The organism is Herminiimonas sp. (genome assembly GCF_030655415.1).
In genome coordinates, this window is record NZ_JAURVN010000018.1 from 16,186 (window position 1) to 42,664 (window position 26,479).

The 26,479-nt window shown below is 51.0% G+C and carries 21 protein-coding genes; 16 read left to right on the forward strand and 5 right to left on the reverse strand.

Features of this window, described 5'->3' with window-relative positions; all coding sequences use genetic code 11:
- Window positions 1–33: 33 nt before the first annotated feature.
- Both Q7T66_RS16260 and Q7T66_RS16265 read right to left on the reverse strand, forming a co-directional pair.
- On the reverse strand, window positions 34–852 hold the full coding sequence (locus tag Q7T66_RS16260) for a class I SAM-dependent methyltransferase (protein WP_304934148.1): 819 nt from the start codon (window positions 850–852) through the stop codon (window positions 34–36).
- Window positions 853–960: 108 nt separating this feature from the next.
- Window positions 961–1,875 carry a CysB family HTH-type transcriptional regulator gene (locus tag Q7T66_RS16265; protein ID WP_304934149.1) on the reverse strand — a complete coding sequence of 305 codons (915 nt, stop codon included), beginning with the start codon at window positions 1,873–1,875 and terminating at the stop codon, window positions 961–963.
- Window positions 1,876–2,748: 873 nt separating this feature from the next.
- On the opposite strand from Q7T66_RS16265, the gene Q7T66_RS16270 reads away from it, so the two are divergent.
- The 12 genes from Q7T66_RS16270 to Q7T66_RS16325 all read left to right on the forward strand — a co-directional run bounded on the left by Q7T66_RS16270 (window position 2,749) and on the right by Q7T66_RS16325 (window position 18,257).
- Window positions 2,749–4,101, forward strand: coding sequence for an LLM class flavin-dependent oxidoreductase (locus tag Q7T66_RS16270; protein ID WP_304934150.1), 1,353 nt, complete (start codon window positions 2,749–2,751; stop codon window positions 4,099–4,101).
- Between the two features lie 79 nt (window positions 4,102–4,180).
- Complete coding sequence (locus Q7T66_RS16275) at window positions 4,181–5,101, forward strand: ABC transporter permease (RefSeq protein WP_304934151.1); 921 nt, start codon at window positions 4,181–4,183, stop codon at window positions 5,099–5,101.
- Window positions 5,098–6,846, forward strand: a complete 1,749-nt coding sequence (locus tag Q7T66_RS16280; protein WP_304934152.1) for an ABC transporter ATP-binding protein — start codon at window positions 5,098–5,100, stop codon at window positions 6,844–6,846. Before Q7T66_RS16275 ends, Q7T66_RS16280 begins: the two co-directional genes overlap by 4 nt.
- On the forward strand, window positions 6,815–8,977 hold the full coding sequence (locus tag Q7T66_RS16285) for a TonB-dependent receptor domain-containing protein (RefSeq protein ID WP_304934153.1): 2,163 nt from the start codon (window positions 6,815–6,817) through the stop codon (window positions 8,975–8,977). Before Q7T66_RS16280 ends, Q7T66_RS16285 begins: the two co-directional genes overlap by 32 nt.
- 29 nt (window positions 8,978–9,006) lie before the next feature.
- Window positions 9,007–10,719 carry an ABC transporter substrate-binding protein gene (locus Q7T66_RS16290; protein WP_304934154.1) on the forward strand — a complete coding sequence of 571 codons (1,713 nt, stop codon included), beginning with the start codon at window positions 9,007–9,009 and terminating at the stop codon, window positions 10,717–10,719.
- Window positions 10,720–10,872: 153 nt separating this feature from the next.
- Window positions 10,873–13,011, forward strand: a complete 2,139-nt coding sequence (locus tag Q7T66_RS16295) for a TonB-dependent receptor (protein WP_304934155.1) — start codon at window positions 10,873–10,875, stop codon at window positions 13,009–13,011.
- Between the two features lie 48 nt (window positions 13,012–13,059).
- Entirely contained in the window at window positions 13,060–14,811 is a 1,752-nt protein-coding gene (locus Q7T66_RS16300; RefSeq protein ID WP_304934156.1) for an ABC transporter substrate-binding protein, read from the forward strand.
- Window positions 14,808–15,740 (forward strand): ABC transporter permease, encoded by a 933-nt coding sequence (locus tag Q7T66_RS16305; RefSeq protein ID WP_304934157.1) that lies wholly within the window; start codon window positions 14,808–14,810, stop codon window positions 15,738–15,740. The genes Q7T66_RS16300 and Q7T66_RS16305 overlap by 4 nt, the downstream gene beginning before the upstream one ends.
- Window positions 15,741–15,781: 41 nt before the next feature.
- Complete coding sequence (locus tag Q7T66_RS16310; RefSeq protein WP_304934158.1) at window positions 15,782–17,086, forward strand: acyl-CoA dehydrogenase family protein; 1,305 nt, start codon at window positions 15,782–15,784, stop codon at window positions 17,084–17,086.
- Complete coding sequence (locus Q7T66_RS16315) at window positions 17,086–17,520, forward strand: class I SAM-dependent methyltransferase (protein ID WP_304934159.1); 435 nt, start codon at window positions 17,086–17,088, stop codon at window positions 17,518–17,520. Before Q7T66_RS16310 ends, Q7T66_RS16315 begins: the two co-directional genes overlap by 1 nt.
- Window positions 17,504–17,734, forward strand: a complete 231-nt coding sequence (locus Q7T66_RS16320; RefSeq protein WP_304934160.1) for a hypothetical protein — start codon at window positions 17,504–17,506, stop codon at window positions 17,732–17,734. Before Q7T66_RS16315 ends, Q7T66_RS16320 begins: the two co-directional genes overlap by 17 nt.
- Complete coding sequence (locus tag Q7T66_RS16325; RefSeq protein WP_304934161.1) at window positions 17,721–18,257, forward strand: GNAT family N-acetyltransferase; 537 nt, start codon at window positions 17,721–17,723, stop codon at window positions 18,255–18,257. The genes Q7T66_RS16320 and Q7T66_RS16325 overlap by 14 nt, the downstream gene beginning before the upstream one ends.
- 4 nt (window positions 18,258–18,261) lie before the next feature.
- Here the strand turns inward: Q7T66_RS16325 and glpK are convergent, their stop codons facing one another.
- Window positions 18,262–19,758 (reverse strand): glycerol kinase GlpK, encoded by a 1,497-nt coding sequence (gene glpK / locus Q7T66_RS16330; RefSeq protein ID WP_304934162.1) that lies wholly within the window; start codon window positions 19,756–19,758, stop codon window positions 18,262–18,264.
- 30 nt (window positions 19,759–19,788) lie between these two features.
- A complete protein-coding gene (locus tag Q7T66_RS16335) occupies window positions 19,789–20,679 on the reverse strand; it encodes an SMP-30/gluconolactonase/LRE family protein (protein ID WP_304934163.1) in 891 nt (296 codons plus the stop codon).
- Window positions 20,680–20,748: 69 nt separating this feature from the next.
- On the opposite strand from Q7T66_RS16335, the gene Q7T66_RS16340 reads away from it, so the two are divergent.
- The 4 genes from Q7T66_RS16340 (at window position 20,749) to Q7T66_RS16355 (ending at window position 25,133) form a co-directional block, all read left to right on the forward strand.
- Window positions 20,749–21,678, forward strand: coding sequence for an NAD(P)-dependent oxidoreductase (locus Q7T66_RS16340; RefSeq protein WP_304934164.1), 930 nt, complete (start codon window positions 20,749–20,751; stop codon window positions 21,676–21,678).
- A 126-nt stretch (window positions 21,679–21,804) separates the two neighbouring features.
- The gene (locus Q7T66_RS16345) at window positions 21,805–23,595 is read left to right on the forward strand and encodes an ABC transporter ATP-binding protein/permease (protein WP_304934165.1); all 1,791 of its coding nucleotides are present in this window, start codon (window positions 21,805–21,807) and stop codon (window positions 23,593–23,595) included.
- A gap of 111 nt (window positions 23,596–23,706) precedes the next feature.
- The gene (locus Q7T66_RS16350; protein ID WP_304934166.1) at window positions 23,707–24,495 is read left to right on the forward strand and encodes a DUF3047 domain-containing protein; all 789 of its coding nucleotides are present in this window, start codon (window positions 23,707–23,709) and stop codon (window positions 24,493–24,495) included.
- Window positions 24,496–24,671: 176 nt separating this feature from the next.
- Window positions 24,672–25,133: a hypothetical protein gene (locus Q7T66_RS16355; RefSeq protein ID WP_304934167.1), complete on the forward strand. Its 462-nt coding sequence runs from the start codon at window positions 24,672–24,674 to the stop codon at window positions 25,131–25,133.
- A gap of 55 nt (window positions 25,134–25,188) precedes the next feature.
- Here Q7T66_RS16355 and Q7T66_RS16360 read toward each other — a convergent pair whose 3' ends face one another.
- A complete protein-coding gene (locus Q7T66_RS16360) occupies window positions 25,189–26,382 on the reverse strand; it encodes a M20 aminoacylase family protein (RefSeq protein ID WP_304934168.1) in 1,194 nt (397 codons plus the stop codon).
- Between the last annotated feature and the right edge of the window lie 97 nt (window positions 26,383–26,479).

The following is a 26,479-nucleotide window of genomic DNA, read 5'->3' on the forward strand; positions in this document are numbered from 1 at the left end:
TGTTTATGCGTCTTATGAGTGCGCATAATTTGCTTATGGCTTGTAAAACTTCAATGTCATTCGATCGCTTTCGCCAATCGCCAGATAGCGTTCGCGCTCGGCGGGGTTGCCTGACAGCGATGGCGGCAAGGTCCATACACCGTCGGGATAATCTTTGCTGTCTTTTGGGTTCGCATTGATTTCGCTTTTCGCTGCCAAATGGAAGCCAGCTTTTTCAGCGAGCCGTATCACTTCTGACTCTGTCACGTAACCACTCTTGATGGTTTGCTCTAGAGTTGTTCCCGGTTTGGCGCGATGCTCGACCAGGCCCAGTACGCCGCCCGGTTTCAGCGTCTTGTAAAAGGTTGAGAGTATTTGATCTGCGCTGCCATCCTTCAACCAGTTGTGAACATTGCGGAAGGTCAGTATCAAATCGACAGATCCTGCGGGTGCAATAGTTGTCGCGTCAGGGATCTGCAATGCAGTGACGGTGACTGCGTTATAGAGCGCAGGGTGTGCCGCCAGTTTCTTTTTAAAGCTGGTGGTCCCTCTGACTTGATAAGGCGTGCTGTTAGGGCTGGTATCAGAGTAGTTAGCTTCGTAGAGTTTTCCATGCGGCTTCAATAATGGCGCAAGGATTTCTGTGTACCAGCCACCGCCTGGAAATATCTCGACTACGGTTTGTGTGTCAGTAATGCCAAAGAAGGCAAGCGTTTCTGCAGGATGCCGATATTGATCGCGCAGACGATTTTCCGGCGCGCGATGGTCGCTGGCGAGTATCTGCTCAAGACGCTGCGAAGTGCGTGCATCGATGGTGGCGCTTTGCGCTTGTACGCTGAATGCGATGAGAAGAAGTGCGAGAACTTTATTCATGAATTTCTTTCGATGAAATATGTACTTTATGCAAGCCTACCCCATGCTGTGTACTTGATGTGTATGACTAATGCAATCAAATAGCGTCGAGTTAGATTTATCGATAGATCAAGCCGCCTTCAAATCTTCCAGCTTTAAATTCGGTGCAAACATTTCTATGAATCGATAGGCGAACGAGGGCAGGAAGGTCCCGTTGCGTACTGCAACCAGCGTCGTGCAGGAGCCGAACAATACGCCATCGGTTTCGAGTACGGTCAAGCCGTCACGTTCAATTTCATCCAGCGCCATTTCCGCCACGATACCGATACCCAAGCCACGTTTGACATAGGTTTTAATGACATCTGCATCCATTGCGGTCAGGCGGAAATCAGGTACCAATGCAGCCTGGCTGAATGCTGCGTCTACGCATTTACGGCCAGTGAATTGCGGGTTGTAGGTGATCAATGGGTATTGCGCGATATCTGCGAGTGTGACCGGTTCGCTCTTGATTAACGGATGACCTGCCGGCACGATCACCTGGTGATTCCACGAGAAGCATGGGTAGGCAATGATGTCGGGTGATTGATCGAGCACTTCGCTGGCGATGCCGATATCTGCTTCGCCATTGCTGATCATGGCGGCCACTTGATTTGGCGTGCCTTGATGCAGTTCCAGTTTTACTTTTGGGAACTCTTCATTAAATTGTTCCACCACTTTAGGCAGCGTGTAACGTGCCTGTGTATGCGTTGCTGCAATCACGAGTTGACCGGTATCGACGCCGGAATACTGACTGGCGTAGCGTCGCAGATTTTCAGTTTCCAACAGAATGCGCTTAACGATTTCTACCGCGCCATCACCGGCACGCGTGACGGAAGTCAGACGTTTACCTGAACGTACGAAAAGGTCGATGCCCAGCTCGTCTTCCAGATCCTTGATCTGCTTACTCACGCCGGATTGCGATGTATAGAGTACAGCGGCAACCTCCGTCAGATTGAGGTTGTTGCGTATGGCTTCACGTACAAATCGTAATTGTTGAAAATTCATGGGTCTTTCTCCGCTATTGCTTAGGCTACTTGTGTCTGGATGCGTTTGTGTTCTCGTATCCGACAAGTCTGGCTATATAAATAATCCGCATAACTACCATCAAAAAATAACTACTGACGGCAGCGTGATCGAAGGATTGATTTCTTTAGCATAACGATGGCGGTGTCATATAAGAACCAATAAAAAATCGTTTGGATATTTTTCTATGCGTTAAAGATATTTGGTATTTGCATGTTGATCGGCTACGGCGCTAATTGAATACGTGTCCGTGGCAGCCGACTAAACATGTCGTTTTATCTTTAAAAATGGCTATCAATAAAATCCAATGATGCTAATCATAGAAACGGAAGCCTGATGCTGACAACGAATTTGTCCGAATATGCATATCTGAAGTCTGAAGGTGCTACATCGTCATTGCGTATTTGCATGTGCTTATTTGTTCGTTTGCATGCTGCTCAATACCCGCTATCTTTGAGTCGTATCTACCGGATTATTCTTCGTGAAAAAAAGTTTATTAGGATAGAAAAATTACGCCTGTCTTTTAGTATTTCTTATGCGCTTGGAAAAATCGGATGCGTATTTTGTACAACGTATGCGGTTTTAAATATTAAATAGATGTGTGCAAATGCGACAGATGGAATTGCGCTGCAACTTTGTCCGGGGCGGATCACACGCATTAAATTTTTGTCTTCTCCCATATATATGGCATATGCGAAATTTGCATACCAAAACAAAAAAGGCTGATCGTTATTCCTATTCTGCTGCTATAGATCGCACTTTTAATTGTTTGTGACACAAGTTCGCTCGCTGTAACTTCTCAAAAAATTGAATCACTTGCGCATTGCAAGATTTAAGTATTGAGAAGGAACGGAAATGGCAACGCCCCCGCGTCAAATGAGTATCGGTATGAACATCCTTGGTCTGGGAGGCCATGCTGCAGCCTGGCGTATGGCGGAGGTGCCAAGCAGTTCACTGGTCGATGTCGAATACTTCCGCAACATTGCACGCATCTCGGAGCGCGGTACGCTGGATGCAATTTTCCTGGCAGATGGTCCTGCGCTTGGCGGCAATGTCGCGCACCATCCAGTTGGCGGCCTCGAGCCCACCGTTTTGTTGACCGCAGTTGCGCTCGCAACCAAATACATCGGTGTCATCGCCACTGCTTCGACAACCTACAACGATCCCTACAATCTGGCACGTCGCCTCGCGTCGATTGATCACATCAGTGGTGGTCGTGCAGCATGGAACGTGGTCACCACCGCAGGTGATATTGCTGCGCTGAACTTTGGATTGACCGGCGCACCTTTGCATGAAGATCGCTACGGTCGCGCTGCAGAATTTCTCGAGATCGCCATCAAGCTATGGGATAGCTGGGAAGACGATGCGATCGTCAATGATTGGCAGAATGGTTTCTTCGCACATCCGGAAAAAGTCCATGCCATCGATCACGTAGGCAAGCATTTCTCTGTCAAAGGCCCGTTGAATGTGCGCCGCTCACCGCAAGGTCGGCCAGTAGTTGTGCAAGCAGGTTCGTCCGAAGGCGGCAAGTCGGTCGGCTCGCGTTATGCAGATGCGATCTTCACGACACAAACTACTTTGCCGGATGGACAAGCCTTCTACGCCGAGATGAAAAATCGTGCGCGCGCATGGGGTCGCGATCCTGATTCGCTGAAGATCATGCCTGGTCTGTCTACCGTCATCGGCAGCACGGAAGAAGAAGCGCATCGTCGTTGCGATCAGCTCGACGAGTTCCAGGGCGAGCAGGGATTGGTTGGCCAGATCGCTGCGCGTATCGGCATCTCAGTCAAGGAATTGGATATTGACGCGCCTTTGCCGTGGCACCGAATTGGCACAGTGCAAGACGTGACGAAAAGCTCGCATGGTTTCTTCGAGGCGCAAATCAATCTCGCCAAACGCGAAAACCTGACCGTTCGTCAATTATCAAAACGCATACGTAGTGGTCATCGTCTGGTGGTTGGTACGCCAGAGCAAATCGCCGACACATTGGAAGAATGGTTCCTGTCCGGTGCTGGTGATGGCTTCAACATCATGCCGGACATGTTCCCGTCTGGTGCCGAAATTTTCGTCGATGAAGTCGTGCCTCTTTTGCGTCGCCGCGGCATCTTCCGCACCGAATACACAGGCACCACCTTGCGTCATCACCTCGGCTTGTCCAGACCAAGAAGTCAGTATGAAGAAGAGCAGGAAGCATTGCTCAGTGCCTGAGGTCTTGCAAGACAGCCTTCGCCTCCGGCGAAATCTCCATGACATACGAATGCATCAGTAACGACGGGAATTTTCTGTAATGAGCAGTATTTTAAGCACCGCTACCGGCCAGCTGGACAGGAATGATTTCGGCGTAACGATCGATCAATCGATCGCACGCAGCGGCAAATCGTCTGCGCCATGGGCGCGTTTGTATGGCATACGGCCGGGACTTGTGCTGGCGGCGATCTTCGTTCTGTTCTTGATCATCGCTGCATTGCAGCCTTCATGGCTGGTCTCTGGCGATCCGTTAGCCGCTTCCGCACGTGAAGCCTTTCGCGCACCAAGTGCTGCACATTGGTTGGGCACAGATGAAAACGGCCGCGATGTCTTGACGCGCTTGATCTACGGCGTGCGCCCATCCTTGTTGATGGGTTTGGCTGCAACGGTGATTGGTCTGGTGATCGGCGTTGCGATAGGTTTGTTTGCAGGTCTTGGTCATCGCGTAATCGATAACTTGCTGATGCGCTTCATTGATGTGTTGCTGGCTTTTCCTGATCTGTTGCTCGCGCTGGTGATCATCACTTTCTGGGGCCAGGGCATGATCAACGCAATTGTCGCGGTCGGTGTTGCGAGTGTGCCGCGCTACGCACGTATGGTCCGCGCACAAACACATATCGTCCGTAATGCGCAGTATGTAGAAGCGGCAATCACATTGGGTTTGAGTACCTCGACGCTGATCTTCCGTCATATCTTGCCAAATGCGATCAAGCCGATATTGATTCTTGCCACGATAGGAATAGGCGGCAAAATTGCTGCTGGTGCTGCTTTGAGTTTTCTTGGGTTTGGTGCGCCGCCACCTTCGCCTGAATGGGGTTCGATGTTGTCGGTCGGCCGTAACTTTTTATCGAATGCATGGTGGCTAGTCACCGCCCCTAGCGTTGCAGTGACATTGACAGTGATCTCCATCACGGCATTGGGTCGCGAGCTGGCATTGCGCAGCGAAGGTAAGCGCACATGACAGTAGCAAGCAACAGCACGCACGGTAAACAGAATCCGTTGGTCACAGTTGAAAACCTGCATGTTCGCTTTGGACATGACGGTGCAACTGTCATCAAAGGAATCTCGTTTGAACTATATCGCGGCGAATGCCTTGCCTTGGTCGGCGAATCCGGCTCCGGCAAAAGCGTGACGTCTCGTACCTTGGTCGGCCTAACTGGTCACCGTAGTCAGTTGAGCGCAGATCGGTTGGATTTCGACGGTGCAGATTTACGCCGCTTTAATGAACGTACCTGGCGCAATATTCGTGGCAGTCGCATTGGCTTTGTCATGCAAGATGCACTGGGTTCACTGGATGCATTGCGCACTATCGGTGATGAAGTCGCCGAACCTCTCAAGCTGCACACCAATTTGACGCGTCAACAACGCGAAGAAAAAGTAATCGAGCTTTTACGCTCTGTCGGCATTCCCGATCCTGAAGCGCGCATACACCAATATCCGCATCAACTCTCTGGCGGCTTGCGTCAACGTGCGTTGATCGCATCGGCCATCGCGTGCAATCCGCAACTCTTGATCGCGGATGAGCCGACCACTGCACTCGATGCCGCAGTGCAGGCGCAAGTTTTGGATTTGTTGGAGTCGTTGCGCACACCCGATACATCAATGCTGATTGTCAGTCACGATTTTGCTGTGGTGTCACGACTTGCTGATCGCGTTGCAGTGATGCAGCACGGTGTGATTGTTGAGCAAGGTCCGCTGGACGAGATTCTGCATGATCCGCAACATCCTTACACCAAGTCTTTATTGGCGGCAGTCTCTTCCGTGCAGAGACGTGAACCTGTACATCAAAAAATAGCCGTGGCCGAAGATGGTCATCTGGCTGCTGTGCCGAGTGAACTGCCACCAGCCATCATCAATACGTATCCCGTCGTTGTTGAATGCAACAACCTGACCAAGACATTTGCTGCACACGATGGAACAAAACGTACTGCTGTTTCCGAAGTGTCGTTCGCATTGCGCAAGGGTGAGACCGTAGGCATCGTCGGCGAATCAGGCTCAGGCAAAACTACATTGACACGCATGGTGCTAGGTCTGGAAAAGCCGGACATAGGCAACGTGCGACTGCGCGATCAAGTCTGGAGTGACTTGACGGCTGCTCAGCAGCGCGCAGAGCGCAAACGTATTCAGGTGGTATTCCAGGACCCGCTCAGCTCCTTCGACCCGCGTTACACAGTCGAGCGCGTCTTGTTCGAAGCGCTGGGCGTCGCTGGTTACACCAACGCAGCCAAGACGCGCGAACGCGCAATTGAATTACTGCATCTGGTGCGACTTGATCAAAGTTATCTCAGCCGTCGCCCTATCGAATTATCTGGTGGTCAACGTCAACGCATCGCCATCGCACGCGCGCTTGCGCCTGAGCCTGAAGTGCTGGTTTGCGATGAGCCGGTATCGGCACTCGATGTATCAGTGCAAGCCCAAATTCTGGATCTGCTGCTCGACCTGAAAGATCGACTGGGTTTGTCTTGCCTGTTTATTTCGCATGATCTTGGTGTCATCTATCGCGTGAGCGATCGCATCCTTGTAATGAAGGATGGCGTGGTAGTCGAGTCTGGTGGTGTACGTGAAGTATTTGAAAATCCGCAGCACGTTTATACGCAATCTTTATTGAGCGCAATCCCGCAACTGGGAAAAAGAAAGCGCGCAGTTCATTCAATTGATTCAGGGAACAGTAAAAGTGAAAAAGAAGAAGAACTCGATGCAGCATGATGCCGCAGTACATGCGTTGATCGCAAAAAGAAGAGGGACTGTATTGCGCACATTGAGCGCAAGCGCAGTGTTGCTGTTCGCTAGCGGCGCAGTCTACGCGCAGGAATCGGCAACGCAAGTTGAAGAAACAGTTGTCATCAAGGGTAAGGCCTTGAAGGATTCTGAAAAGGCCAAGGAAAAACTCAAAAATGTTGCGGGTACTGCAAGTGTCGTTAACAACGCAGATGTTGAACGTGGTCGTGCGGCGAATGCCGAGGACGTATTGGCTTATCAGCCAGGTGTTTTCGCTGCTGCTACCAGTGGCACCGGGGCTAACAAAATTTCGATACGCGGATCAGGCTTGAATGCCTTCTATCAGGGTTATTCGCTGGGCATTAAATATCTGTATGACGGATTACCTATTACCGGACCGGGAGGTACGCAGGAGGATTTGCTGACTTTGGGTGGTGTTGATTACACAGAAATTCTCAACGGTGCGAATGCCTTCGCTTACTCCGCACTCTCGCTAGGCGGTGCGATCAACTTTGTCACGCATACAGGTCGCTCTTCACCAGGCAACTTCGTCAGCATAGAAGCCGGCAGTTTTGGTTATCGTAAATACCAGGTGAGCACCGGCGGTGTATCAGAGTCTGGGGATACCGATTACTACCTTTCGTATATTCACAATCAACGTGATGGTTTTCAAATCAATAGTCCGAATTCGGGCGAGGACTATATCGTCAATCTGGGTCACAAGTTCAATGATCGCGTAGAAACACGTTTTGTCATTCGCCATCGCGGTGAACAGTTAAGAAATGGCAGCACACTGACGCGAGCGCAACTCGAAGCCGACCCTCGCAACAGCACCTCCACCGCCTCGGCGCGCAGGAAACCAGGGACTACGCTGATTACCAACAAGACCACATTCACATTGGATGACAAGTCGAAATTTGAACTTGGTTTTGCCTATAACGACTATCCCTTGGATAACGGCTGGATCTACAACACGCAGCCGCAGGATTGGCGTTCCAAGGATTTCACTACTTCACTGAGATATCTGCGCACTGGCGATACTTTGTTTGGCAAGCTTAGCGATACTACGATCAGCTTTAGTGATACGCGTTTGATCGACGGTGATGTGACTGCCTATAACCAGCCAACTCCCGGCGTGCGTACAACCGAACGTCAATATACAAAGTACAGCGGTTCACGCGATACGGTGCTTTCCGCGAGTAATGAGCTTCATCTTACTGACAAGTACACATTGTCGAGCGGCTTGTCACTCATTGAAATAGATCGTGATGTTCGTATTGAGCGTTCTACCTTGCCGGTAAGTCCTTTGCCATTCCCGCAGGCAGTTAGCTACAAGGATCGTTCACTTGCACCGCGCTTAGGTTTGCGTTATCAGGCGACGCCAGATCTTCAAGTGTTTGGTAATGTCTCGCGCTCGATCGATCCACCTGTGACTTGGCAAATGGGCAGTACAGGTAGCAGATATGTACGCCCGTTGAAACCACAAAAAGCCAACACTGCGGAAATTGGTCTGCGTGCCAGCAATGACAATCATGAAGGAAGTCTGGCTTTCTATCGCTCATATGTAAGCGACGAATTGCTTACGTCGATAGCAAGTCCTGCGGTTGGTGCAACTCCAGCGTTGGTTGCCAATACCAATGCCAGCAAGACCATACATCAAGGTATCGAGGCGGCACTGACTTCCAAATTGTGGAAGAGCGGCGGCGGTGATCGCTTGAGCTATCGTCAGGCATATACCTTTAACGACTTCTACTACCGCAATGATTCTAGATACGGCAAAAACGAATTGCCGAGTTTGCCGCGTCATGTTTATCAGGGTGAGTTGTTATTCCAGCAGGCAGGTGGGTTTTATTCGGGTGTGAATGTACGCGCGATGTCCGGTTATTACATCGATTATGCCAATTCATTCAAAGGCGCAGAAGCAACGGTGTGGGGCGCGAAGTTTGGTTACGAAGAGCCTGCGAAAAAGTGGAAAGCCTATATCGACTTCCGCAACCTGTTTGACAAAAAATATGCAGCCGCTGCGAATACCGTCGATAACGCAGGTGGTGTGGATTCACCCAACTTCTACCCAGGTGATGGCTTCTCCGTCTACACCGGCGTATCCGTCCGGTTCTGATAATGGCAATCAGCATATTCAAAGGAGTCATGACATTACCTGATGCGGCACGCGCCTTGTCTAAAGGTGTAATTCGCATGGCCGGTATTGCTCTGCTGTTCGCGCTCGCTGCTTGCCAGGGCGAGTCGGGCAGTAGCGCGTCCCCGGCACAAGGCAAGGTCGTAACCAAACATCCGGTGAGTGATTACATTGAAACCGCACCAGGTCGCCCCGGCGGCACCTTACGCGTTTCGGTTGCATCAGATACAGACTCTTTCGATATGCATGCTATTTCGCACACTAATGCGGAATGGCTGGGGCGCTTGATTTACGACAATCTCGTTTATCTCGACGACAAAGGTGAGCCGACTCCATGGTTGGCAAAATCATGGGACATCTCACCTGATGGCAAGACCTACACTTTCCATTTGCGTGACGATGTGTCGTTCAGCGATGGTTCAAAGTTCAATGCAGAAGCGGTGCGCATCAACCTTGAGCACATGCGCAATCCAGCTACCAAGTCGCCTTTGGCTGCAGCGTATATCTCGCCTTATATCAATGGCGAAATTGTTGATGAGTACACCTTCCGTGCGCATCTGCGTGAACCGTATGCGCCGTTCTTGAATGTACTTGCTCAGTCATGGTTGGCGATGTTGTCGCCCAAGCAGATCAAGGAAGCGCCACGCAGTATTGCTGAAGCGCCTGCGGGATCAGGGCCGTTCGTTGTGGAAAGCTATACACGTCAGCGCGGGATTCGTTTGGTGCGTCGTGCCGATTACGCATGGGCACCTGATTTCATCAAGCACAAGGGCGCTGCTTATCTGAATCGTATCGAGCTGGACTTCGTACCGGATGCATTGATTCGCTACAGTTCGCTTGCGGCGGGGCAGTACGATCTGACCATCGATGCGCCCGCGCAGAATGCATCCAATGTTCGCAATGATGCGCGACTTGCATTTGACAGTCGTATTCGTCAGGGCAATCCGAATCGCGGCATTACCTTCAATACAGAGAAATTTCCATTTGACGATGTGCAAGTGCGCAAAGCATTTGCGTTGGCCGTTGATCGCGAAGGCGTGATCCGCATCAGTGGCTTTGGCGAATACCAACCCAAAAGTGATTACCTGGCCGCGAATACGCGCTACTACGATCCGGCCTATACCAAGGCGTTGTTGTTCTCCCCGGAACAATCCAACAAATTGCTGGATGCTGCCGGCTGGACGCAACGCGATGCAGAAGGGTTTCGCGTACGTGATGGCAAGCGACTCGCGACCGATGTGCTGGTGTCCGGTCTCAGTAATTTGACCGACATCGTCGCCATTCAAGCGGATGTGAAGAAGGTCGGGTTCGACCTGAATATCGTGCAGTTGCCGGTTGTGCAAATTGTTGATCGACGTCGTGCGAATGAATATCAGGCGCTGGGTTCTGGCGTATGGCACACCAATACTGCAGATGGTCTCTACATTCTGTATCACAGCAACGAGATCATTTCTCCTAAACGTATCGGACAAAACACATCCCGCTTGCGCGACGCCAAACTGGATCAAGTTCTGCTCGAGGCACGCGGTACTGTAGACGCTCAAAAGGCGGCTGCGCTTTACAGTCAGGCGCAAAAACGTCTGACGGAATTGGTGCCCTCACTTCCACTGTACGAAAACTACAGTCTGACTGCGCGCTACAACGATGTAAAAGGCGTCATCTACGACACCTCGCACAACACTATTGTCTTTACAACGGTGTGGCTGGATCGGAGCAGCCCATGATCCGAAATTTCTACTTTATGCACTTCACAACATGTCGCTGTTGTCGAGCTGCAGCCCTCGTCTGACATTTGATTGCAGGTCATACCCAAATTTTCGGCTTCCGTACTTTCAAAAGTGCGAAGCAAATAGCTACTCTCTCAGGAAGAATTAATCGTGAATAAAGCAGTCAAGCAAGTAAAAAATATATCGTCATGGCGCTCTCATTTTGCGTTACGGACATGGAGCGCAAGTGCTGTGTTGCTGTTGGCTAGTGGTGCTGTCTATGCACAAGAAGCGACGACGCAAGTGGAAGATACGGTTGTCGTCAAGGGTAAAGCTCTCTCGGCACCAGACAAGTCCAAAGTCAAACTTGAGAGCGTGACGGGCAACGTCAGCGTGGTGAAAAATGCTGATGTTGAAAAAGGCCGTTCATCGACTTTGGAAGATGTGCTGGCCTTTGAGCCAGGTGTGTTCGCGCAGGCGGCTGGTGGCAATGATGCAGTCAAGATTTCTATTCGTGGTTCTGGTATCGCCACCGGTTCGGGTGTATTTCGGGAAGGTACTGCATTTCTGTTTGACGGTTTAGCGCTGACTGGTTCAGGCGGCACGCCTTATGAATTGCTTGAAATGTCTGGGATTGATTACACGGAAGTGCTGCGTGGCGCGAATGCTTTTCAATATGGCGCATTGGCATTAGGTGGCGCCATTAATTTGGCGACACATACCGGACGGACTTCCCCTGGCGCTTATGTACGGGTTGAGGCTGGTAGTTTTGGTTGGCGTAAACAACAGTTGAGTGTCGGCGGCGTATCAGAATCAGGTGACAACGACTACTACGTCAGCGTCACTAATTCGGAACGTCGTGGCTATCAGAAATGGACGAACGTCGACGCGAAGGGGATAGTCGGTAACTTTGGTTTCCGTCTGACCCCGCAACTAGAGACACGACTCTTTGTTCGTTATCGTGAGGAGTATCACCAAAATGCTGGAGCGTTGACGATCGCGCAGATGAAAGCGGATAGTACGCAAACTGATCCTGCGCAACTTACCTCACGTGGTGATGGGACCAAACCCGGGTCAACTTTCATCGGTAGTAAAACGACTTACACCATCGATGATATTTCCAAACTTGAGTTCGGTTTGGTCTATCACGATTACCCGCAAATTCTTGGCATCAACAATCCAACATCGCCTAACTATTGGACATGGCGCGACGTCAATGCATCCCTGCGTTACCTACGCAGCGAGCAACTGTTTGGTTTGCAAAGTGAAACCGCAATCAGTTTGACACGCACGCAGGCTATCGACTCCAGCGTCAAAACATACAACGGAACTACAAAAGCATTGTTGAAGTATGCAAAATATGACAGTTCATCCGATACCGTTCTGGCAGCGGGGAATGAGCTGCAGCTGAACCCTCGTACCTGGTTGTCTAGTGGTTTGTCAGTTGTGAATATACGTCGTGACGTAAATACGGTTTATTCGAATGTTCCAGTTTCCAATGCTGGAACCACCTATGACCATCTTGACCTGGCGCCACGTCTTGGTTTGCGTTATGAGCTGGCACCAAAGGTCGTGGCGTTTGCTAACGTTAGCCGTTCTATTGATCCGCCTGTTACCTGGGGATTTACTGGCTCTGGAGTGGCCACGACTGCACAAAGGGGTGTGAAAAACCTGACCGAGCAGAAGGCTAATACATTCGAAATCGGTTTGCGTGGAAGTAACGACACTTTCACCGGCAGTGTGGCGTTGTATCGCTCTGAGGTACGCAATGAGCTGTTGACTGCGCAAATTCCAGGAGTGTTACCTGCGGAAAATGAAAAACGAAACGCCACGCCTACGGTTCACCAAGGATTAGAGGCTGGTCTGGATGCACGTTTGTGGAAAGGTGCGGGTGGCGACAACATCGTGTTGCGTCAGGCGTATACCTATAGCGACTTTCACTACAAAAACGATCCTGTTTTCGGCGGGAACGATTTGCCTGGTCTACCTAAGCATGTCTACAGTGCAGAAGCGCAATACCAGCATCCAAGCGGCTTCTATGCTGGTGTCAATGTCCGCTACGCCTCGAAAACCTGGATCGATTATGCCAACTCATTGGCTGCTCCGAATTACACAATCTTCGGCGCCAAATTTGGTTATGAGCAACCCGGTGGTAAATGGAGCGTCTTCCTCGATTTGAGAAATCTGACTGACAAAGCGTATGCAACAGCGATCAGTCCGGCATATAACGTTCGCGGTCTGGATACCACGCGTGCGATCTATGTTGGCGATGGCTTCGGTGCGTTTGCAGGTGCGTCGTACCGCTTTTAATCGATCTGTAATTGATCTTTAAATGTAATAAATGAAGGGGCTGTAAATATGATGCGGATTGCCAAAGGCAATGGATCGATCTCTTTGCTGAATGCGCTGTTACGTATCAGCTTGTTGGCAGGCGCTTGTGTGTTGAGCGCCTGCTCATCAGGCGATAGTGAAACAAAAGCAGCCGGAACGAATCCGACAGGTTCCGGGATCTTGAAGAATGGCCAACTGAGCTATTCTGCTGCGGATTATTATCAGCAAAGCGAAGGCAAGCCTGGCGGTACTTTGCGTGCCACGGTGGCGGCGGATACGAACACGTTTGATGTGCATTCGATTTCGCACGGTAATGTGCAATGGCTGGGTCGGATCATCTACGATGCTCTGGTCTATCAAGATGAAGAAGGCAATATTTCTCCATGGTTGGCGAAGTCGTGGGACATCTCTGCAGATGGCAAGGTATATACCTTTCATTTGCGTGAGGGCGTCACGTTCAGCGATGGCACGCCTTTCAATGCCGAAGCAGTGCAAGTGAATCTGGAGCACATGCGTGATCCAGCGACCAAGTCGCCACTGGCTGCTGCTTACATCAAGCCTTATGTGCGCGGGCGGATTATTGATCCCTACACTTTCGAAGCGACCTTGAAGGAACCGTACGCGCCTTTCCTCGATGTATTGGCGCAATCATGGTTGAGCATGATTTCACCTAAGCAGATCAAGGAAGATCCAAAATCGATTGCCGAAAAGCCGATCGGTTCTGGCCCGTTTGTACTTGAGAGTTACACACGCAGTCAGGGTGCAAGCTTCGTCAAGCGTGCGGACTACAACTGGGCGCCGCCGGTAGTGCGACATCAAGGTCCGGCATATCTGGATCGCATAGAGCTGATCTTTGTACCGGAAGCGATGATTCGTTATTCATCGTTGCAAAGCGGCCAGTCTGATTTCACGCTGGATGCGCCGCCACAAAATGCACAAGCGATTCGTGCGAATCCTGATTTGCGTTTTCATAGCCGCATCCGTAAAGCGAATCCATTCCGCAGTCTGACCTTCAATACCGAGCGCGCGCCCTTTGATGATGTGTTGGTACGCAAGGCTTTGGCGTTGGCAATCGATAGAGAAGGCGTCGCATGGATTGCCGGCTTCGGTGAGTTTTTGCCAAAGAGCGATTATCTTGCGGCTAACACGCGTTACTACGATCCGTCGTTTAAAAACGCATTGGTTTATAACGTCACCGAAGCTGCGCGTTTGTTTGATCAGGCGGGCTGGACTGAACGTGATGCAGAGGGATATCGCACAAAGAATGGTCAGCGTCTTTCAGCGACTTTGTTGATTACCGAAAATCCGGGTTTTCCAAATAGCGTTGCTGTGGCGATTCAGGCCGATGCGCGTAAAGCCGGATTTGAACTAAAGATTGAGATGGTGCCTTTGGCGGTGTCAACTGAACGACGCTACGCGGGCGACTATCAAGCTTTGGGTGGCGGCTATTGGCACACGAATACGCCGGATGGACTCTACATTCTTTATCACAGCAATTCGATCGCCAGCGAAAAGTTGATAGGACAAAACAGTTCGCGCTTGCGTGATCCAGAACTCGACGACGCATTGGAGCGTGCTCGCAAGTCCACCGATCCATCCGAGTTGCAGGCGCTTTACAGCACTGCGCAACGAAGATTGACGGAGCTGGTGCCGGCTGTTCCTTCTTACGAAAGTCATCACATGATTGCTTATCGCAAAGAAGTTAAGGGCGTGATCTTTGATACCTCGCATAACACTCCTTTATTCATCGGCGTGTGGCTGGACAAGGCGGCGCAATGAATAATCTAAAGCGAATACTTTTCCGTTTGCTGGCAGGCATTGGCGTGTTGTGGGGCGCTGCAACATTGACCTTCATTGCCATCAATGTTACCGGTGGCGACACGGCGCTGGCGATTGTCGGCGGACCGGATGCGATGCCGACTGCCGAAGTCTTGGCGCGTGTACGTATCGAATACGGTCTCGATAAACCATTGATCGTCCAGTATGGAAATTACCTTGGTCGTCTAGCGCAAGGTGATCTTGGCGAATCTTATCGTCTGCGCGTTCCTGTTCTGCAAGCAGTCACGCAACAACTAGGTGCGACTGTGCAACTGGCATTGTGCGCGGGCATCTTGTCGATCACGGTTTCCGTTCTGCTGGCGTTGTTGACGGCACGTCGCGCGCAATGGATACGCTCATTTACTTCTGGTGCTGAACTGACGCTTACTTCCGCACCATCGTTTGTGATCGGCATTTTGTTACTGCTGGTGTTTTCGTTTTATTTTCACTTCTTTCCGGCATCGGGTTCACAAGGTTGGCGCTCCTTAGTACTACCGACAATTGCGCTGTCTTTGCCCATCATTGGGGTGTTGACGCAGGTGCTGCGACAGGAGGTGGAAGACGTGCTTGAGCAACCTTTTATTTTGACTGCACGCGCACGCGGCATGTCGGATACCGGCGTGCGTTTTCGTCATGCTTTGCGACATGCATTGATCCCTCTTGTCACCTTGTCCGGCTTTGTGTTTGCCAGTTTGTTAGGCGGTGCAGTGGTAGTCGAGATGTTGTTTGCACGTCAGGGCGTAGGGCGACTGATGCTGGATGCTGCCAACAGCAAGGATGTACCTATCGTGCTTGGCATCACTTTGCTGGCTGCCTTCATCTATGTCGTTGTCAATCTGGTTGTTGACGTTCTGTATGGATTGATCGATCCACGTGTACGCGCAACCTAATTAATCGTAATTTAAATTTTCTTAAGCAAGGCCTGAATATCATGACTCAAACTGCTACCGTTCATCATCTTGAACAAAAATCTGCCGCCCACGCTGGCTTTGTTCGTCCTACTTACGAAGAGTTGGCGCAACGCTTTCGACCTATCTTTGAGCGCATTGCCGAAGGTGCGGTTGAGCGAGAACAAAACCGTGCACTTCCGTATGAAGCAGTGAAGTGGCTGCGTGAAGCTGGCTTTGGCCGGGTACGTATTCCGCAAGCATATGGCGGTTTTGGCGCGACGATTCCACAACTGTTCCGTTTGTTGGTAGAGCTGGCAACTGCAGATTCCAACGTATCGCATTTGTTGCGTGGCCATTTCGCATTTCTCGAAAGCCGCATCAATCACACCGATGAAGCGGTGCGCGAATTCTGGTTTCCAAAAATCGTGGAAGGTGCCTTGATCGGCTATGCAATGGCAGAGTTGACCGAAGTCACCGGTACCAGCGCTACCATCACGCAGACAGATGGAAAGTGGTTCTTGAACGGCAAAAAGTATTACAGCACTGGGACTATTTACGCGGACTGGATCGTGGCCTCTGTCGTGGATGGCGAGGAGCGCGTCAGCGTTGCATTGCTTGCGAATTCGCCAGGCGTGACACGCGAAGATGATTGGGATGGTTTCGGTCAACGCATGACGGGCAGCGGCACCACGATTTTTGAGCAAGTCGAAATCGACCCGGCGAATATCAATCGTCGTCTGACCGGCAAAGATAGCTACGCGCAGTCATATCAAAAAGCTTTTTTGCAATTGATCTTGCTGGCGTCGATCGCCGGTGTCGGTCGTGCGATCAAGCGTGATGGCATTGCATTCGTACAGCGCAAGACGCGTGCGTTCGGCGTGATGGGGGAATCCAGTCCACGTAACGATCCACTTGTACAACGCGTAGTTGGCCGTCTGGCTAGTTTGTCGTTTGCCGCAGATACGATCGTGGAAGGCATTGCGCTCGCTTTGGAAGAAGTGCATCAAGCGCGTCTGGCGGATACTGCCGATGAATCGCTGTATGTAGAAACTGAAATCAAGGCATTCCAGGCGCAACAAGTGGTGATTGATCTAGTGCTGCAAGCGAGTACTTTGCTGTTTGAAGTTGGTGGTGCATCGGCTACCAGCGAAACTCGTCGTCTTGATCGCCACTGGCGTAACGCGCGCACTGCGGCCTCGCATAATCCAGCGATTTTCCGTGAACGTGCGATTGGCGATTACTACTTGAACGGTACCGTGCCGGATGCCGCATGGGCTGCGGCTGAAAAAGAAAAGGAAGAAGCCAAGGCGAAAGAAAAGGAAGACGCCGCAGCAAAGGCAAGCTGATGTCAGAGACAACACTGCAAGCCTATTACGCCGCCCGCGCGCTTGAATATGACGAGGTTTATTTAAAGCCGGAGCGGCAAGCCGATTTACGTGCGATCGAGCGTTGGCTCTTGTCTCGCTTTATTGATGCGCACGTATTGGAAGTGGCATGCGGTACTGGCTACTGGACGCAATTTATTGCGCCGCTTGCTTCAGCGATTACTGCTATTGATGCGACGGCAGAAACGCTGAAGATAGCGGAGCAGCGTGTACGCAATAATGATGTCCACTTTGAGGTTGGCGATGCTTATGCATTGCCACACGTTGAAGGCGGTTTCGATGGCGCGTTTGCAGGCTTTTTGGTTTTCTCATGTACCGAAGGAAAGACGTCAGGAATTTTTATCTGGTTTGCACGCGCGCTTGAAGCCAGGTGCACGGGTGATCCTGCTCGATAATCGCTACGTTGAAAACAGTAGCTCCGCTATCGTCGAAGAGGACGCCAATGGCAATACTTTTCAAAATAGAGTTTTGAAGAACGGTGAGACGCATCGTGTGCTGAAAAATTTCCCAGACGAAGCTGAGCTGCAATCGCTCATAGCAGATTCCGCTAAAAACGCAGTCTTTAAAACATGGCCATTCTTTTGGGCGTTCAAGTATGAAGTCGTCTAAATCATCCGAAGAACCATCGATACGTAATGCAACAAGCGAAGATGCGGCAGCCATCGCAAGCATCCATGTAAAGTCATGGCAGTCTGCGTATGCGGATATTTTCCCCGCTGAATATCTTGCAGGTCTTTCGATAGAAGCGCGTACCAAGGCATGGCAGCAATTGTTGGAAGACAATCAAAATGTCACGCTGGTTGCTGAAGCAAATGGAGCCATCGTAGCGTGGGCATCGGGTGGCCTTAGTCGCGATGCCGATGGCAACGGCAGTTCGGAGCTGCACGCAATCTATGTATTGCCAGCCTATTGGGGCAAGCAAATAGGTGCAGCATTGATGAGCGGCATCGAAGCGGTCTTGCACTTCGCACCGAAGACGACCTTATGGGTACTGCGTGAGAATCATAGAGCGATTCGGTTTTATGAAAAATTCGGTTACGTCGCCGACGGTACCCAAAATGAATTGGAACGTGGTGGTGTCAAGCGCTGGGAAATTCGCTTGCAGAAAACGAACAATAAACAAGTCGCTTAGGATATTAATCGGCCCACGCTTTTGCGCGTTCCACTGCTCTATGCCAAGTATCTAATCGTTGCTGACGTTCATCCGATTTCATGTTCGGTTCGAAGCGTTTATCCATTTGCCACTGAGCAGAAATTTCTTCCTTCGACGCCCAGAACGAGACGGCCAGTCCAGCAAGATAGGCCGCGCCCAAGGCGGTGGTTTCTGTGATGATAGGTCGCACCACCGGCACATTCAATATATCTGCCTGAAATTGCATCAGCAAATCATTGCGTGCTGCGCCGCCATCAACGCGTAGTTCATGCAAGGAGATGCCAGCGTCTTTTTGCATCGCTTGCAATAGATCGACAGTTTGGTAGGCGATGCTTTCCAGCGCAGCGCGTGCGATGTGGGCCTTATTGCTGCCGCGTGTCATACCGATGATGGTGCCGCGCGCATACGCATCCCAATACGGCGCACCCAGACCGCTGAACGCGGGCACGAATACGACGCCGCCGTTATCTGGCACGCTGCTCGCTAGCGCTTCTACTTCGCTGGAATTGTTGATGATGCCTAACCCGTCGCGCAGCCATTGAACGATGGCGCCAGCCATGAAGACGCTGCCTTCCAGCATGTAATCGGTGCGTGCAGCTTTACCTGTGCCGAGTGTCCAACCTATGGTTGTCAGCAGATTGTTGTGCGAGGTGATGGCTTGTTCGCCGGTATTCAGCAGCATGAAGCAGCCGGTGCCATAAGTGTTCTTTGCCATTCCGGGTTTGTGGCAAGCCTGACCAAAGGTGGCGGCTTGTTGATCGCCTGCGATACCGGCAATCGCGATGGGCGCACCGAATAATTCGGCATGCGTGTGCGCTGCGATACCGCTGCTGGCAAGAACTTCTGGCAATAGTGAAGACGGAATATTCAGCAAGCTCAACAACTCATCGTCCCATTGCTTTGTATGAATATTGAAGAGCAAGGTGCGCGATGCATTGCTGCTATCGGTGACGTGCTTACCGCTTAATTTAAAAATCAACCAGCTATCGACAGTGCCAAATGCGAGTTCGCCGCGTTCGGCTTTTGATCTTGCACCGGGAATATTGTCGAGCAGCCATTTCAGTTTGGTGCCTGAAAAATAGGCATCCAGTATTAAGCCGGTTTTCTGCTGGAACAATGCAGCTTTGCCTTCTGCACGTAATTGATCGCACAGTGCTGCCGTGCGTCTGTCTTGCCAGACGATAGCATTCGCAATCGGTTCGCCGGTTTTTCTATCCCACAGCACAGTCGTTTCGCGCTGGTTGGTGATGCCGATTGCTGCAATGTCGGATGCGTTGAGCTGATGTTCTTTCAATACCTGCTGCACAACCGCAAGCTGGCTTTGCCAAATGTCGTTGGCGTTGTGCTCGACCCAGCCCGGCTCGGGAAATATCTGTGCATATTCCTGTTGCGCCGTGCCGTGAATCTGACCGGCATGATTGAACAGGATCGCACGCGAGCTGGTAGTTCCTTGATCGATTGCGAGTATGAATTTGCTCATCGCTAAGCCAGGTTCTTTGTCAGATATTCATCAAGGAAGATAGGCGTGTTCGGACAGCCCGCGTATGTCGACTCGCAGGCTTAACACGCAACCGGACAATGGATATTGTTCCAACTCCGCAGCGGGACGATTTTTGCTGACAGTCGTTATGTATAAAGTACGCAAGTCTTCACCGCCGAAAGCCATCATGGTCGGACAACGTACCGGCAACGTAATTTCATTGAGCACATCACCCTCTGGTGATAGGCGCAAAAGTCGACCGCCTTCATACATCGCGCACCAATACGCGCCTTCGCTATCGACTGCCGCCCCATCGGGTCGACCGCCATAATTATTCGACTTGTCTGTCGAAAATTGCTTCAGCACGCGGCTATTGCCGAGCGCGCCCTTCGTCAGATCATATTCGTATGCACGTATCTGATGCGAAGTCGTATCGGCGTGATACAGGGTTTTGTTATCGGGACTGAAGGCAACTCCGTTGGAGACCGTCGCACGTTTTCCGCTGTCGCGAATTTCAGCATGTTCTATGCAAAATAATGCGGCGTCGGGATGCGTGCGTGGTTCGTAAATTGTCCCTACCCATAATCGTCCCGCTGCATCACAACGGCCATCGTTGAATCGCGTAGTTTCAGGATCGTAGGGCGCAGCGGCGATCATGCTGAGTTGGCCGCTGTCGGTATCGAGCAATTCCAAGCCGGAGCGCAAAGCGACGATCAGGCCGCCAGTAGCGTTGATTGCGATGCACCCAGGTTCGGATGGCATGGGCCAGTGGCGATGTGTTTTGCTGGCCGGATCAAAGCGATGCACGGCGCGGCCATCGATGTCTATCCAGTACAAGGCCGCTTCTTGCGGATGCCAGATTGGGCATTCGCCCAACTGCATGCGTGTATCCAGAATGGCGCTTATCTTTTCCGTCGACATGGCTGTTGCTTTTTGTGTGGAGAATGCGCCATTATGCAGTGAAAATTGACGCAATAAGGAGTTTGAAGCATGACGCAGTTTGATTTAAATCAGTCCGAAACCAAACCGACAATTACCTTTTTAGGTATAGGCCTGATGGGCAAGCCTATGGCTAGCCGTTTGCTGCAAGCCGGCTATCAAGTCACCGCCTGGAATCGCACTCGCAGCAAGGCAGATGAGCTCACGCCCTTGGGTGCAAAAGTTGAAGCGCAGGTCGCCGATGCCGTACGCAATGCCGATATCGTCATCACGATGCTGGAAGCCGGACCTATCGTCGCGCAAGTGATAGATGCAGCATTGCCGGGTTTGCGCAAAGGCGCATTGCTGATCGATATGAGTTCCACGCGCCAGTCAGAAGCACAGGACGCGCATGCGACCTTGGCGAAACATGGTGTGCGTTTTATTGATGCGCCGGTATCTGGTGGCGTAGTGGGTGCGCAAGCTGGCTCGTTAGCAATCATGGCGGGAGGTAGCGCAGAAGATTTTGCTGAAGCAGCATCTGTATTAACAGTAATGGGGCGCCCGACTTTGGTTGGCCCGGCGGGTTGCGGTCAGATCGCCAAGCTGTGTAATCAATTGATCGTAGGTGGTACGTTGAATATCGTCGCCGAAGCATTGTTGCTGGCGCAAGCCGGTGGCGCAGATCCGACCGCGGTGCGTGCCGCTATCCGTGGTGGCTTTGCAGAAAGTCGGATTCTTGAAGTGCATGGTCAGCGTATGTTGGAGCGCAACTTCATGCCTGGTGGTCAGGTTAAAAGTCAGTTCAAGGATTTGGAAAACGTGTTGATCGCTGCTGCCAACGCAGGTTTGCGTTTGCCGGTCACAGAACTGGTTACGGAAAATTATCAAAGCATATTGCAACAGTCGCCCCAAGCGGATCAGTCAGCGGTGTTGTTGGCGCTGGAGCAAACTAATCCGGGGCAGCGCCTGGGGACGATAAAGGATCAATTGCCAAGTTAGTTTCAACAAGTTTAAGACAGCTTTGATATCGTGAGCATCCAGTTGAAATCTACAAAGATTTTGCATAAATTTTTCAGATAGATTTCAACTCAATTTTCGCTTTTCATTTTTTCATTCGGTCCACGCATGCACACGATTATCATGCCAAAAGAACGCATCCATTGGCGCCATGTCTGGCGCCTGATTCAACCGTATTGGGTTTCTGAAGAAAAATGGAAGGCGCGCGGGCTGCTGTTGGCGATCGTGGCGCTCGCCTTGGGCATGGTGTATCTGGAAGTCTTGTTCAATGCGTGGAATCGCGATTTTTATAATGCGCTGGAGACCAAAAATTATCCTGTCTTCAAAGAGCAGCTGTGGCGCTTTTCCTATCTGGCGTTTTCATTAATTGCAGTCGCGGTTTATCGTATCTATCTGACGCAATCTTTGCAGATGCGCTGGCGTACGTGGATGACCAGGCAGTACATGGCGCGCTGGCTCAAGCATCAGACTTATTACCGTATTGAGCAAAAACAATCGGCAGATAATCCAGATCAACGGATCGCCGAAGATTTGAATTTATTGTGTAGCGGCGCCTTGTCGCTATCGCTGGGTTTGTTGTCGAGTGTTGTGACGCTGTTGTCATTCGTCGGGATTCTATGGTCAGTTAGCGGCCCGATTTCATTCATTTTGTCTTCGCAGGAAATCACGATTCCCGGTTACATGGTCTGGTTTGCGATTGCCTATGCGGTAGTGGGTTCGCTGGCAGTTGGCTGGGTTGGTCGACCGTTGGTGGCGAAGAATTTTATGCAACAGCGCTTTGAAGCAGATTTTCGTTTCGACTTGATACGTGTGCGTGAGCATGCGGAAGCAGTGGCTTTGTATAAAGGCGAAGCGCAAGAGAAGGTGCAATTGGCCGGACGTTTCCAGCGCATACGCGATAACTGGTGGGGCATCATGCGCACCACCAAGTATCTGAATCTTGTGTCGACTTTCTATTCGCAGTTCGCGATTATTTTCCCTTTCCTGATGGCGGCGCCGCGTTATTTTTCCGGCGCGATTACCTTGGGTGGTTTGATGCAGATCAGTTCTGCATTTGGTCAAGTGCAAGGCGCTTTGTCATGGTTCGTGTCTGCCTTCACTGACCTTGCGGAATGGAAGGCCAGCGTCAATCGTCTGGCCGGTTTTCATGCAGCGGTGGAAGACGTGCACGCCGAGGTCGAGGGCATCACGGTCACGGCAAATAATGTCGGCGCGATACTGATCGATCAAGTACGCATGAACCTGCCCGACGGTCATGCACTCGTCACTCTGCCTTCAATTGATATTCAAATGGGGCAGCACATTCTCGTCACTGGGCCTTCGGGCTGCGGCAAGTCAACCTTGGTACGCGCAATTGCCGGCATCTGGCCTTATGGCAGCGGCAATATTGAAGTGCCACAAAACTGGAAATTACTTTTCCTGCCGCAAAAAAGTTATTTGCCTATCGGTACCTTGCGCGCCGCTGTTGCTTATCCCGCTGGCGAAAATAGTTATACGGATTTGGCGATTCAACACTATTTCGATTTGTGCAATTTGTCGCATTTAAAAACGCTACTGGCGCAAACAGATAACTGGGGTCAGCGTTTGTCGCCAGGTGAACAGCAACGTATCGCTTTCGTGCGTGCATTATTGACGCGTCCGGATGCCTTGTTCCTGGATGAAGCGAGCAGTGCGCTGGATACTGAAACGGAAGAACTTGTGTATCAATTGATATTGCAAGAATTGCCAGAGTCGGTCATCGTCAGTATTGCGCATCGCGAGAGTGTGGCGAAGCATCACAAGATACGCTGGCAGTTTGTTGTTGATCCACATGCGAGCGTCGTCAATGATGATGAAATTTTACGCAGACAATATACAATTCAGTGCAGCAAACTTGGGGGCAGGCAGAACGCGCGTTGATCCCACTTGTACAATAGAAAGCCTCGGTACGCGTCTAGCCATAACAATGATAGTCAGAGCATGAAGTCACTGCAGTATTCAAAAATTCTTTCCCGATTTTTATTTGCCACGATGTTGCTCAGCATCGCGGCGTGCACGCACACGCCTAAAGCGACGGATGCGATCGCAACCTATGGCGGTGAAGAAGTGACGATTGCCGATGACGAGGAAGAAATTGCTGCATTCTCGCAAAATCAAACCAATGTCTTGTCTGCCGAGTGGGAGCCCATGCTCATCAATCGCAACAAAAAACGCACGGAATATAAAGTCGTTTCGGATCAGGGAAAAAAGGTTTTGCATGCGCGTGCTGCCGGAGCAGCGTCTGGCTTGATGCACAAATTGGATATCGATCCTTTGCAGGATTCACGCTTGACGTGGGAATGGCGCATCAGTCGCCTGATTGAATCGGCCGATAATACTGACCGTGCGCGCGAGGATGCGCCGGCTCGCATTATTCTCGGTTTCGATGGCAATAAGGATGAACTGCCTTTTGCCGATCAAATCATGTTTGAAACCGCGCGCGTGATTACCGGCCGCGAAATTCCCTATGCGACCTTGATGTATATCCGTGCCAAGAAGGCACCAGTGGATACGGTGATTTCCAATTCGCGTAGTGGCCGCGTCAAGATGATCGTCGTCGCGACAGGTAAAGATGGCGTCGGTGAATGGCGCTCATTTTCGCGCGATATTGCGGCTGATTACGAACGCGCTTTTGGTGAAAAACCAGGACGTTTGATTGGTGTTGGGGTGCTGACCGATACTGACAATACCGGCGAAACGGTAGAAGCCTGGTATCGCGATATTCAACTTAGACCCAATGAGCCTATAGCTGATTTGCATTTGCCGGAAGCAACGCGTTAAGTCGTTGTATCTGTAATATTTACGCTAGAATAGAAGCAGGCATGCAGGGTGCCTGCTCTCGCAAAAGCTGATGCACCTGTGTTTTGCAATTTTCTGTTTGCGTATCCGCAACATGAAGTCCGCAACGTTAAACCCTTGAAGCCGTAGCGAGAAACGGTACTTTGAAAGGAAACGTTATGTGGTCTACTTCTCCTCCCATTAGCAAAAACTCCAGCAACGATTTCGGAAATCATCTTAGTAATAGTGATTTCTTGCGTCGTTATGCACGTCGTCTTTTACGCGATGCGCGCTCATTCGAATCCAGCAAATCCTTGCCTGTTTTACGTCGCATTATTGCGATGAAAGTAATGCCGGAACTACGCGTTACCGATCTGTATTCGGTGCGTACAACCATCCAACTCAAACATATTCTGCATACCTTGGCAAAAGAACTTGGCTACGCTGCATGGGAACTTTGCAAGCAGCAGATCGATACTTGCCACACTGCAAAGCTTGATCGCTATCGTTTGGAGTTGGGTTTGTTCGGAGACTTTCAGCAAAATTGGTTTCCCAATGAAGCGACGGCATTGGATTGGCAAAAGGAGAACGGTGGGTATTTGATCGCTTATGGCAGCCAGACTGTGGCAATACTAGCTTAAGCGCTGGCACATCCATTCTTCTTGAAAATGAAGAATGGATGGCTTTTGTAAGATCTTATTGCGGCTTCAAAAATTGTTCTGCCAAGCGCACCCAATAAGTTGCACCTATCGGCAATAAATCATCATTGAAGTCATAACTAGGATTGTGCAAATTGCACGGGCCGAGCCCGTGGCCGGCTGAACGGTGATCGCCTTCGCCATTGCCGATGAAAACGTAGCAGCCGGGTTTGCCTTGCAACATGTAGGCAAAGTCTTCCGCACCCATGGTCGGCTCTACTTGCGCATTGACCTTTTCCACGCCCACTATCGATTGCAATACTTCAACTGCGAACGCGGTTTCTTTCGCGTGATTGATAAGTGGAGGGTAGTTGCGGTGGAAGCGGAATTCAACTTTGGCGTCGAAGGCTTCGGCTGTGTGCTCCGCAATTGCGCGCATGCGGCTTTCGATCAAATCGAGTACTTTCAAATCGAAGGTACGCACTGTGCCTATCAATGACGCATTATCTGGAATTACATTGGTTGCGCTACCAGCGTGAATTTGCGTGATCGATAACACGGCGGCATCAATCGGGCTGTTGTTGCGCGTGATGATGGTTTGCCAGCTTTGCGCAATCTGCACTGCGACCATGATCGGGTCCACGCTTTTGTGCGGCTGTGCTGCATGCGAACCCTTGCCTTTGACGATCACTTCAAACTCATTGCTGGAAGCCATCATCGGGCCCACAGTGACGCCGAATTCGCCAACCGGGATTCCTGGCCAGTTATGCATGCCGAACACGGCTTCCATCGGGCATTGGGTAAACAGACCATCATCCATCATGCGCTTGGCGCCGCCACCACCTTCTTCGGCCGGTTGGAAAATCACATACACGGTGCCGTCAAAATTTTTATTTTGAGATAAATAATGCGCCGCACCCAGCAACATCGCGGTGTGGCCGTCATGGCCGCACGCATGCATCTTGCCGTCATTGCGTGAGGCATGCGCGAAGGTGTTGATCTCTTGCATGGGTAGCGCATCCATGTCCGCGCGCAAGCCGATGGCGCGGTCGCTGGTGCCGTTCTTGATGATGCCGACGACGCCGGTCACACCCATGCCGCGTAAAATCGGAATGCCCCATTCGGTTAATTTTTTTGCAACCAAATCTGCCGTTTCGCGTTCTTCAAAACACAGTTCCGGATTGGCGTGTATCTCGCGGCGTATGCTCTGCAGTTCGTGATGAAATTCGATGATAGGGTCGATCAACTTCATGGTGTCTCCACATTGTTGCGGTTTGCCGATAGTCTTGGCGTGTGCGTAGCCGTCTATCTTACGCCAACTCAAATCCTTGATGTTGGCGACCCGTTTT